Below are 10,487 nucleotides of genomic sequence, written 5' to 3'. Positions count from 1 at the left end.
ACAAAGGGGGATACCGATTACAGTCTGAGTCCTTCCTTTTCGAAGAGTTCAAGGATGTGACCACAGAAGGCGCACTCAATACCTGCAAGGCGGGGCGGGACTTTCTGTCCCCGCGCCAGGACAGCCCGGCGTATGCCCACCCGGAGTGCCTCCTGAAGGCGCTGCTCAAGGAGAGGGACTGACCGCACCTCACCGCCAAGGCCAACTTCACCGCAGAACACGGTATCCTTGCGGACCTCTCTCTCCAGGCGGGAGGAAACGAGGCTGACACACAGGGCAAGATCAAGACCCGTCTCGAGAGTGCGGATGCCCCCGGCGATACTCACATAAACGTCGTGTCGGGAAAAGCGTATTCTTGTGTTCTTCTCCACTACCGCAAGGAGGAGGTGCAGCCGGTTGAGGTCAATGCCGAGGCTCACCCGCCGAGGAAAATCAAAAGAGCTTGGGTGGACGAGAGATTGAATCTCCACCACCATGGCCCTCTTCCCCTCTGCAAGAACCGTTCGGGCCACTCCAGGGCAAGACCCCTCACCATCGAGGAGGAAATACAGAGAGGGATCGCTCACCTCCACAAATCCCTCCTCCCCAAGCTCAAGAAGCCCCACTTCCTGGGTAGACCCAAAACGGTTCTTCATTCCCCGGAGCATCCGCAGCGGACGGTTGGGGTCCCCCTCAAGGTACAGCACCACATCCACAAGGTGCTCCAGAGTCTTCGGCCCGGCAACCACACCCTCCTTGGTGACATGGCCTACAAGGATGCAGGCGATGCCACGCTTTTTGGCGATTCCCATGAACTGGGTGCTCAGTTCCCGCAACATCGCCACGCTCCCGGGGAGGAAATCGCTCTCCTTTCGAGAGAGGTTCTGAATAGAATCAACAATCACAAGGTGGGGAGAGAGGGTATCGATGGCGCTGAGGATGTCTTCAAAAACATCAGAGGAGAGGAGGAAAAGGTAGGGTGTTTTAGAGAAACCAAGGCGGTTCACCCTCAGGTAGACCTGGGCAAGGGACTCCTCACTGGAGACATAGAGCACCGTTTTGCCCGCCCGGGCGACGTTTTCGGCGATCTCAAGAAGGAGAGTAGATTTCCCAATACCCGGGTCTCCACTGAGGAGAATGAGTGACCCTTCCACCACTCCCCCTCCAAGGACCCGGTCGACTTCCCCAATACCAGAAGAGAAACGACGGTACTCCCGGAGGTCCGCCTCGTCCACCTCAGAGAGGCGCACAGGGGTGACCCCCGGAGGGGATAGTGATTTTTTGGGTTTTCGCTCCGTTTTCTCCTCAAAAAAAGTATTCCACCCTCCACACTGGGGACAGCGCCCCATCCAGTTGGGGGTGGAATACCCGCATTCACTGCAGAGATACCTCATCGTCAGGCCTGCAGAGACAGCTCAAGGGGTGCGAACTTCGTGAAGGAAATCTTCCCATCCTCAAGCGTCACGACGATGCGGTCGCCTTCCTTAAAGGCCCCGCTCAGAATGAGTTCCGAGAGTGGATCCTCCACAAGTCGCTGAATGGCCCGGCGGAGCGGACGGGCTCCAAAGTTCGGGTCGTACCCTTCCCGCGCAATGAAGGCACGAGCCTCCGGGGTAAGCTCAATGTCCATTCCGTGCTCCTTCAGGCGGTTCCTCGTTTCCTTCATGAGGAGCTCCACAATCTGCTCGATCTCCTTCTGCTTCAGCGGGCGGAAGACGATAATCTCATCAACACGGTTCAGGAATTCCGGAGTAAAGACCCGCTTGACTTCTTCCATAACCCGCTGCCTGATCTCCTGGTACGAGAGCCCCTCTTCTTTCTTATCCCCAAAACCAATGCTTCCCTGGGAGGCAATCATCCGCGCGCCAAGGTTTGAGGTCATGATGATGATGGTGTTCTTGAAATCCACAATCCTCCCCTGGGCATCAGTGAGCCGGCCCTCTTCCATAATCTGGAGGAGAATGTTGAAGATTTCGGGATTCGCCTTTTCAATCTCATCGAAGAGGACAACAGAGTACGGCCGTCTCCGTACCTTCTCGGTGAGCTGTCCACCCTCCTCATACCCCACATACCCCGGGGGTGAGCCGACAAGGCGAGAAACCGTGAATTTCTCCATGTACTCGGACATGTCCAGGGTGATGAGAGCGTCTTCTCTGCCGAAGAGAAACTCCGCAAGCGCCTTGGCAAGCTCTGTCTTGCCAACGCCCGAAGGACCAAGGAAGATGAACGAGCCAATGGGACGGCGCGGGTCCTTCAACCCAGCTCGGGAACGGCGAATGGCCCGGCACACTGCCTTAACTGCCTCTTCCTGACCCACAATGCGCTTGTGGATCTCCTCCTCCATGTGAACGAGCCGCTCCTTTTCCTCCGTGGCAAGACGTGAAACCGGTATCCCGGTCCAGTTCGAGACCACCGTGGCAACATCCTCCTCGGTAACAAGCGGCCTTGTGGCGTCCACTTCTCGCAGCCAGGCCTCTTTACTCTCCCGGTACTTCCGTTTCAGGCGCTCCTCCTCATCCCGGTAACGGGCAGCCTCCTCAAAATCCTGATTCCGAACCGCCCGCTCTTTCTGGCGACGAACCTCTTCAATCCGCGCTTCGAGCTCCTTGAGCTCTGGGGGGAGCACTGTGGCCCGCAATCGCACCCGGCTTGCCGCCTCATCCATGACGTCGATTGCTTTGTCCGGAAGGTACCGGTCCGAAATGTACCGCTGAGAAAGCTTTGCCGCTGCCTCCAGGGCTTCATCGGTGATGCGCACCTTGTGGTGCTCCTCATACCTTTCCCGGATGCCCCGGAGAATCGCAATGGTGACTTCCACCGAGGGTTCATCAACGTACACAGGCTGGAACCGGCGCTCAAGTGCCGAGTCCTTCTCGATGTACTTCCGGTACTCGGTGATGGTTGTTGCTCCGATAGCCTGGAGCTCTCCCCGGGCAAGGGCAGGTTTCAGGATATTGGCTGCGTCAATGGCCCCTTCCGCTGCTCCAGCCCCTACCAGGGTGTGTACCTCATCGATGAAGAGGATGACTTCCTTGGTCTGGACGATTTCCGAGATGATTTTCTTCAGACGCTTCTCAAACTCTCCGCGGTACTTGGTTCCGGCAACCACCGCGGCAAGGTCAAGGCTCACCACCCGTTTCCCTTTGAGGATTTCGGGAACCTCACCCCTGACAATCTTCTGCGCCAGCCCTTCCACAATGGCGGTCTTCCCTACTCCGGGTTCTCCAATGAGCACAGGGTTGTTCTTCGTCCTCCGGCTCAGAATCTGGATAACCCGCTCGATCTCCTTTTCCCGTCCGATGACCGGATCGAGCTTCTTCTCCAAAGCCAGCTGGGTCAGGTCCCGGCTGAATTCATCAAGAACAGGGGTTCGACTCTCCCGATGCGATGGGGGTGAGTCGGGAAAGTTCTCCTGAGAGGAGGAGCTTTCGTTGAGGAACTCGTAGAGTCTGTTCCGTACCATTTCAAGGTCAAGACCAAGACGGCGGAGAATCTGGGCCCCAACACCCTCCCCTTCCCGGAGAATCCCAAGGAGGATGTGCTCCGTGCCCACGTAGTTGTGCCCCATACGCCGCGTCTCATCAAGGGCAAGCTCGAGAACCCGCTTTGCCCGAGGAGTGAAGGCAACTTCTCTTGAGCCCTGGTACTCCGTTCGATCCACCATGTGCTCAAGCTCACTCCGAACGAGTTCCAGAGTGATATCGAAACTGTCGAGGATTTTCGCTGCCAGGCCTTCCCGCTCTCGCAAAAGACCGAGGAGGAGGTGTTCTGTGCCGATGTGATTGTGCTTCAGGCGAACTGCCTCATCCTGGGCCAGAATGATAACCTTCCGCGCCCTCTCGGTATACCGTTCAAACATCGTCTCGTATCCTCCCCAAAGATACCCCTAGAAATTCCAGTATATCCCCACACACCCCTCGCAGAGGAATGGTTTTCAGCCGCTCTTCCACCCATGTCCCGACGCTCATTCCATTACAACCCCGCCTCCGGGCAAATATTCCCTCCTCCTGCCCGAAACAAAGCAACGACAGGAAGTCCAGTATCTTCTTCCCCTTTGTATCGTCCTCCCGAGCGAGGTCTTTACCCGCTTCCTGCACCTTTTCAAGCAGAGTCCTACGGTGAAGGTCAGAATTCCGGAGGATTTCCCGGATGCTCCGTTCCCACTGAATCACCTTTCGCTCAATCCAGGACATTCCCCGGAAGATTTCCTCTTCCGTCACCCCCAGAGTGTAGCGGTTCGTGATTTCGAAAACGTGTGCCACAGGTTCTCTCGTTCCGCCATACCCTGAGACAATAAATTCCTGGCGCTCCCGGAACCACTGAAGGACCTGGTCCTCACCGTACACCAGGGAAAGGGCAGGGAGGTGGAGCCACACGAAAATTTTGAGGCCCGTTCCCATCCACTGGGGAGAGGCTGTGAGATACCCCCACTGAGGGTCAAAGGCGTAATCGAGGAAACGCTCAAGCCACCGGTCAAACCGCCGCACCACCTCGAAATCGGCACGCCGCAGAGGGGCCATCCTTTCTGAAAAGATTCGCAGGTGATCGCCGCTACCGAGCACCACCCCAAACTTCTGGCCCTTTCGCTCCCGAATGAAGGAAACCGTTCCCTCCTCATCCTGTCTGCGGAGAAACCCGAACCCCCGACCTTCTCCGCAGATGACCCCTGCAACCCTTCGTTCAACCTCCTCAGAGAAAAGGGGGCGGAAAAAGCGCGACGATGGGAAGGGAAGGCCCTCGAGATTCCGGGCAAGGACAATCTGTGTCTTTTCCCGTACCACCCCGAGAGAAGGAAGGGTTTTCTTCCAGGGAAGACAAATGCACGTCCTCATAGGAGCGACCGCAACCTCTCAATGAGCTTCTTCAAACGCTCGGCCTGCTCATACCGCTCTTCAGCCACACACCGCTCAAAATCTCGCAGTGCCTGGGAGAGGCTCTCCTGAATCTTCTTCTTCCGGACAAAGCGCCAGGGCATACTGCCCCGGTGGTGATTCCCTGCCTGCTCTTCCCGTGCCCACCGTTCTATTTCCCGGGAAAAGGCATTGTAGCAGTAGGGACACCCCACAAACCCGCGCTCAAGGACCACCCGCAAAGGCAAAAGGCAAAAAGGACAGCGCTTTCTCTGACGACCCAGGGTTCTTTCTTTCTGGATTCGACCGCTCCGGAGTCCCATTTCAAGAAGGTGAGCAACGGACACACGCATGGCACACTTCCGACACAAAAAGAGCTTATCTCCTGATCCTGCTCGTTCCTGGGCAAGGTACACCACAACCGCTGCCTCACGATGTCCGCAAAAGTCGCACCTCATCTACTTCCCCCAGCTCAGAATCTGCAGGAGCATTTCTTTCAATATCCTTGAGCGAAGCTGGTTCCGCTCCGCCCCAGGAGGAATACCAAGGTCGTCGACTTTCTCCAAAGCCTTAATCATTGCCGCCTTCATGAGCTGACCTTCACGATGCGTGATGAAATTCTCCCGCTCCAGCCAGCTCAGGAGGTCCTCAACGTCGCTCTCTTTGAGCTGCCGCTCGTACTCTTCAAGATAGGCCACAATTGGCTCAATCCGGTCAATAGGAATTTTCCTGATCCGGACGTAGCCACTACCCCCTCGCCGGCTCTCCACAATAAAGCCCCGAAAAACGCTGAAACGGGTGGCAAGAACGTAGTTGATCTGGGACGGAGCACAATCGAACTCACTGGCCAGCTTCCCCCGCTGGATGGTAACCACCTGGTCGGGAGAGCTTTCAATCAGGCGCATGATGTATCGCTCTATAGTGTCACAGAGGGAATACATGGCTCTCCCTCCTCTTGCCCCTTTTGACCATAACTGACATTTTTCATTATACCTGCCTCAAGGACTTTGTCAATCTCCGGCAGGGCGAAGGAGGGGAAAGAGAATAACCTCTCGAATGGAAGGAGCATCGGTGAGGAGCATAACCAGCCGGTCAATCCCAATACCCAGTCCCCCTGTGGGAGGCATCCCGTACTCCAGTGCCTCAAGGTAGTCCTCATCAATAGAATGCGCTTCGAGATCGCCTCTCTGGCGCTTTCGAGCCTGTTCTTCGAAACGCTTCCTCTGCTCGAAGGGGTCATTGAGCTCACTGTAAGCATTCCCGATTTCTTCTCGCCCGATGAAGAGCTCGAAACGCTCAGCCAGGCGAGGATCATCCTTTTTAGCCTTGGCCAGAGGTGAAATCTCTACCGGGTAGTCGAGTACGAAGGTCGGATGGACGAGCTCGGGTTGCACAAAACGCTCAAGAAGCTCGTTCACGAACTTTCCCCGATCCCAGCTCGCTTCCCAGGGCATCCCCAGCGCGTCTGCCTTCTTCTGCATGATTTCAAGAGAATCCCCGAGGATGTCAACCCCGGTTTTCTCCCGAATAGCTTCGGGCAAGAATAAACGCCTCCAGGGTGGAGTGAAATCAATGGTCATCGACTGATAGGTGATGGTGTACGTTCCAAGGACCCTCAAAACTACAGAAGAGAGGAGTTCCTCACAGAGGCGCATCATGGTCTCGTAGTTCCCGTAGGCCTCGTAGAGCTCGAGCATCGTGAATTCCGGATTGTGACGGACCGAAATCCCCTCGTTCCTGAAATTCCGGTTGATTTCGTAGACCTTCTCGAATCCCCCCACCACGAGCCGCTTCAGGAAAAGTTCCGGAGCAATGCGGAGGTAGAGCTCCATCCCCAGAGCGTTGTGGAACGTCTTGAAGGGACGGGCCAGAGCACCTCCAGGAATGACCTGCATCATGGGAGTCTCAACCTCTATGAAGCCTCGCTCATCAAGAAAGGCCCGGATTTCCCGGATGAGGCGGGAACGAAGGAGGAAGACGCTCCGGACCTCGGGGTTCATGATGAGGTCAAGGTACCGCTTCCGGTATCGAACCTCCACATCCCTGAGTCCATGCCACTTCTCCGGAAGAGGACGGAGACATTTCCCGAGAAAAACAAAATCTTCAACGAGGATGGTGAGCTCCCCAGCATGGGTTCGAAAGACTTTCCCCTCCACTCCCAAAAGGTCTCCAACATCAATCACCCGGAAAACCCGGAAGCGGTCATCGCCAAGAACATCCCGCTTGACGTATATCTGAATTCTCCCCGTATAGTCCTGAAGGTCAGCAAAGAGGGCCTTCCCATGCCGCCGAATGGCCATGAGCCTTCCGGCAGTCCGAACCCTGGTCTCACTTTGGATGAGCACTGCTTCGTGGTTACGGATTTCAAGGACTGTATGGGTCTTTCCAAAATGCCCGTTGTAGGGCTCTATGCCGAGATTCCTGAGTTCCTGAAGCTTTTCGAGTTTCTCGCCTGTTTCGACCTCCACGGGATTACCCTCCATAAGCCTCAGTCCCCTTGTTTTTCACCCTACGGAAAGCGTGCAAAAAACTCCCCACCTTCCGACACGTCACCTTCAAGCAAACGCCACCCCTACTCTTCCTTCCTGCGAATGTCCACTATGCGATACCGCACGACCCCTGCCGGAACCTTGATCTCCACGACTTCACCCCGGGCGTGGCCAATGAGTGCCTGGGCAAGAGGAGATTCAAAGGAAATCTTCTGCGCCGAAGGATCCGCTTCCACCGAGTCCACGATGGAGTACTCCACAACCTTCCCTTTGTCAAGGTTCTCAAGGACAACCCGTACACCCAGTCGGACACGGTCGAGGTCCTCTTGAGCATACTCTTCTTCGTCCACGATTTCTGCCCGGCGGAGCTTCTCCTCAAGCACCAGAATCCGTCCTTCGATGAACGCCTGCTCGTTCTTCGCCGCTTCGTACTCTGCATTCTCGCTGAGATCTCCAAAGGAGAGAGCGTGGCTGATTTTATCGGCGATTTCTTTCCGCTTCACTGTTTTGAGGTACCGGAGTTCTTCCTCAAGCTTCTGATACCCTTCTCGAGTCAATCGAATCTTTCCGTCTTCTTTTTTCTTTTCCATACGTTGCTCCCCCACATCTGAAAGGCCGTTACTTTCCCAATAAGGATATAGAAAGGCCTCCAGGCTGTCAAGTTTTTCAGTGCCGCGCAAGGCCGTCAATCCCCAAACCTTCCCGGGGAGATATCGGTCCACTCCCTGTTTTCCTCCGCAGGGCTTCACTCCTCACAAGCAACGTCCCCAGATACCCCACCCCAAAACCTGCAGGCACCGCCCAGAAAAGCAATACGGGGAGATAGAAAAGTAGAGCTCTACTTTGAACGTAGAGGGAAGCCACAACCCACTGCCCCAGGTTGTGAAACACCGCGCCAAGGAGACTTGTCCAGAGCAGGGAGGCGTTTCTCCTGCGAAGGACACTCATAATGCCGAGGCTGGTGAGGCCCCCACCAAGGCTGAGGAAGAAAGCAATGCCAAGGAGCGTTCCAGAAAATAGATTCCCCAGGACAATGCGAACGAGCACCACGTAAAGGACTTCCCGTCCACCAAAGAGGAAAAGTGCCACCAGGGTGACCACATTGGCCAGTCCCACCTTGATGCCGGGAAGGGGAACAGGGGGAGGGAGACACCCCTCAATCACGTGGAGAACGACTCCAAGCCCAGCCAGGAAACCAACAGTCCCGAGTGATACTGTCCTGCGAATGTCCAAAGACCTCCTGTCTCTCAGGGTACCACACGAGGAACGCTTTCGCAAGGGAAAACTCCCTACAGAGAGAAACGAGGAAAGACCCGAGGGTTCTCCAAAAGCAAATGGTGGAGATGACGGGACTTGAACCCGTGACCTCCTCGTTGCGAACGAGGCGCTCTCCCGGCTGAGCTACATCCCCATGTTGGAAAAAACACATGGTGGGCCTATCTGGATTTGAACCAGAGACCTCACGCTTATCAGGCGTGCGCTCTCACCAACTGAGCTATAGGCCCACATCCTGCACCTTGAGAAGAAAATATTCCGCCTACTTCCCTCTTGGCTCCTTAGAAAGGAGGTGATCCAGCCGCAGGTTCCCCTACGGCTACCTTGTTACGACTTCACCCCAATCATCAACCCCACCCTCGGCGCCTGCCTCCCTCTTGCGAGGGTTAGCCCAGCGACTTCAGGTGAAGTCGACTTTCGTGGTGTGACGGGCGGTGTGTACAAGGCCCGGGAACGTATTCACCGCGCCATGGCTGATGCGCGATTACTAGCGATTCCGCGTTCATGCAGGCGGGTTGCAGCCTGCAATCCCAACTGAGGCCGGCTTTCTGGGATTGGCTCCCCCTCGCGGGTTCGCGACCCTCTGTACCGGCCATTGTAGCACGTGTGTCGCCCAGGGCATCAGGGCCATGAGGATTTGACGTCATCCCCACCTTCCTCCGGCTTGTCGCCGGCAGTCCCCTTAGAGTGCCCGGGTTACCCCGGTAGCAACTAAGGGCAAGGGTTGCGCTCGTTGCGGGACTTAACCCAACATCTCACGACACGAGCTGACGACAACCATGCAGCACCTGTGCTGGCTCCCCTGGAAACCAGGGGTCGTCACCCTTTCGGGCTCCTACCACCAGCATGTCAAGCCCTGGTAAGGTTCCTCGCGTTGCATCGAATTAAACCACATGCTCCACCGCTTGTGCGGGCCCCCGTCAATTCCTTTGAGTTTCAACCTTGCGGCCGTACTCCCCAGGCGGGGTACTTAATGCGTTAGCTGCGGCACGGAAGGGGTCGAACCTCCCACACCTAGTACCCATCGTTTACGGCCAGGACTACCCGGGTATCTAATCCGGTTCGCTCCCCTGGCTTTCGCTCCTCAGCGTCAGGGACAGACCAGAGAGCCGCCTTCGCCACTGGTGTTCCTCCCGATATCTACGCATTTCACCGCTACACCGGGAATTCCACTCTCCTCTCCTGCCCTCGAGCTCCCCAGTTTCTCACGACCCTCCCCGGTTGAGCCGGGGGCTTTCACGTGAGACTTAAGGAGCCGCCTACGAGCGCTTTACGCCCAGTGAATCCGGACAACGCTCGCTCCTTACGTATTACCGCGGCTGCTGGCACGTAATTAGCCGGAGCTTTCTCCTGGGATACCGTCACAGGAAGGAGCTATTCACCCCTCCCCTCTTCTTCTCCCAGAACAGGGGTTTACGACCCGAAGGCCTTCTTCCCCCACGCGGCGTCGCTGGGTCAGGCTTTCGCCCATTGCCCAAGATTCCTCACTGCTGCCTCCCGTAGGAGTCTGGGCCGTGTCTCAGTCCCAGTGTGGCTGATCATCCTCTCAGACCAGCTACCCGTCATCGCCTTGGTAGGCCGTTACCCCACCAACAAGCTGATGGGACGCGAGCCCCTCTTGAGGCGCCAGCATGCGAAGCAGAGGCCAGCTTTCCTCCAGAGGCCTTGCGGCCCTGGAGTATATGGGGTATTAGCCCCCCTTTCGAGGGGTTATCCCCCTCCTCAAGGCAGGTTACTCACGCGTTACTCACCCGTTCGCCACTCAGCCTTCCCTTCCTCAGAGAGTCAGGGAAGCTGCGTACGACTTGCATGTGTTAGGCACGCCGCCAGCGTTCGTCCTGAGCCAGGATCAAACCCTCCATGACAAACCTGTGAAGGTCCTCACAGAGGACCT

General features: G+C 56.4%; 8 protein-coding genes, 2 tRNA genes and 1 rRNA gene. All 11 read right to left on the bottom strand.

Translation table 11 applies throughout. The features are described from left to right. Positions 1-17: 17 nt before the first annotated feature. A complete protein-coding gene (gene radA / locus ACPT9Q_RS08905) occupies positions 18-1,373 on the bottom strand; it encodes a DNA repair protein RadA (RefSeq protein WP_017872892.1) in 1,356 nt (451 codons plus the stop codon). A 2-nt stretch (positions 1,374-1,375) separates the two neighbouring features. Beyond that, positions 1,376-3,838 carry an AAA family ATPase gene (locus ACPT9Q_RS08900; protein ID WP_017872893.1) on the bottom strand — a complete coding sequence of 821 codons (2,463 nt, stop codon included), beginning with the start codon at positions 3,836-3,838 and terminating at the stop codon, positions 1,376-1,378. After that, positions 3,831-4,811: a hypothetical protein gene (locus ACPT9Q_RS08895; RefSeq protein WP_017872894.1), complete on the bottom strand. Its 981-nt coding sequence runs from the start codon at positions 4,809-4,811 to the stop codon at positions 3,831-3,833. Before ACPT9Q_RS08895 ends, ACPT9Q_RS08900 begins: the two co-directional genes overlap by 8 nt. Continuing rightward, a complete protein-coding gene (locus tag ACPT9Q_RS08890; RefSeq protein WP_017872895.1) occupies positions 4,808-5,287 on the bottom strand; it encodes a hypothetical protein in 480 nt (159 codons plus the stop codon). The genes ACPT9Q_RS08895 and ACPT9Q_RS08890 overlap by 4 nt, the downstream gene beginning before the upstream one ends. Then, positions 5,288-5,770 carry a CtsR family transcriptional regulator gene (locus ACPT9Q_RS08885; RefSeq protein ID WP_017872896.1) on the bottom strand — a complete coding sequence of 161 codons (483 nt, stop codon included), beginning with the start codon at positions 5,768-5,770 and terminating at the stop codon, positions 5,288-5,290. It abuts the gene before it with no gap. Between the two features lie 69 nt (positions 5,771-5,839). Further along, positions 5,840-7,312: a lysine--tRNA ligase gene (lysS, locus tag ACPT9Q_RS08880; protein WP_038304570.1), complete on the bottom strand. Its 1,473-nt coding sequence runs from the start codon at positions 7,310-7,312 to the stop codon at positions 5,840-5,842. An 89-nt stretch (positions 7,313-7,401) separates the two neighbouring features. Then, the gene (greA, locus tag ACPT9Q_RS08875) at positions 7,402-7,908 is read right to left on the bottom strand and encodes a transcription elongation factor GreA (protein ID WP_017872898.1); all 507 of its coding nucleotides are present in this window, start codon (positions 7,906-7,908) and stop codon (positions 7,402-7,404) included. 76 nt (positions 7,909-7,984) lie between these two features. Beyond that, entirely contained in the window at positions 7,985-8,551 is a 567-nt protein-coding gene (locus tag ACPT9Q_RS08870; protein ID WP_427365606.1) for a Gx transporter family protein, read from the bottom strand. A gap of 102 nt (positions 8,552-8,653) precedes the next feature. After that, positions 8,654-8,729, bottom strand: a tRNA-Ala gene (locus ACPT9Q_RS08865). A gap of 17 nt (positions 8,730-8,746) precedes the next feature. Continuing rightward, positions 8,747-8,823: transfer RNA gene (locus ACPT9Q_RS08860), tRNA-Ile, on the bottom strand. Between the two features lie 55 nt (positions 8,824-8,878). Then, positions 8,879-10,458, bottom strand: a 16S ribosomal RNA gene (locus ACPT9Q_RS08855). Positions 10,459-10,487: the final 29 nt, after the last annotated feature.

Origin of the sequence: Candidatus Caldatribacterium saccharofermentans (genome assembly GCF_050267035.1) — a bacterium.
Classification (GTDB): domain Bacteria; phylum Atribacterota; class Atribacteria; order Atribacterales; family Caldatribacteriaceae; genus Caldatribacterium; species Caldatribacterium saccharofermentans.
The sequence above is the reverse complement of the archived record's forward strand: the minus strand, read 5'-3'. Positions and strand labels throughout refer to the sequence as shown.